The following is a 481-nucleotide window of genomic DNA, read 5'->3' on the forward strand; positions in this document are numbered from 1 at the left end:
CGGCTCCCACTCCGCCGCCCACCGCGACCGCGCCGACGACGGGTGCCTGGGCCCGTACGGCGGAGCGGACCCGGGGTCGCCCGGCCTCCGCCGCGGTCACGGTCGTACGTCTCCTGCTCGCACGGGATCAGCGTAGTCCAGGCCGCGGAGGCGAGGCGTCCGGGCCTGCCCGCGGAGGCCGGGACGGGCTACCAGCCCTTCTCGAACAGCTGGGTCACCTCGGCGAGGCGGATCTCGTCGCGGTGGTAGCGGGGGTCGTCGTCCTGGCCGGTGAGGTGGAGCAGGCCGAGGGAGGTGAGCAGCCGGAGGTGGGCGAGCGCCGCGGGGCGGGGCACGCCGAGGCGGGCGGCGACGTCGTCCGCGGTGAGGCCTCGTCCGGCGGTGTCCGGTTCGCCCAGCCAGGCGAGGATGCGCAGTCGTGTCCCGTCGGCGGGAGTCCTCAGCATGTCGTCCACCTCCCCGCCGGGCTTCCTCGTCGCCG

Annotated in this window: 1 protein-coding gene; it reads right to left on the reverse strand. The window is 76.5% G+C overall.

From position 1 onward, the window contains the following. Window positions 1-188: 188 nt before the first annotated feature. Entirely contained in the window at window positions 189-455 is a 267-nt protein-coding gene (locus LPA54_RS37240; protein ID WP_228917376.1) for a helix-turn-helix domain-containing protein, read from the reverse strand. Between the last annotated feature and the right edge of the window lie 26 nt (window positions 456-481).

The organism is Streptomyces sp. DH12, from assembly GCF_020873895.1.
In the GTDB taxonomy this organism is placed as follows: Bacteria; Actinomycetota; Actinomycetes; order Streptomycetales; family Streptomycetaceae; genus Streptomyces.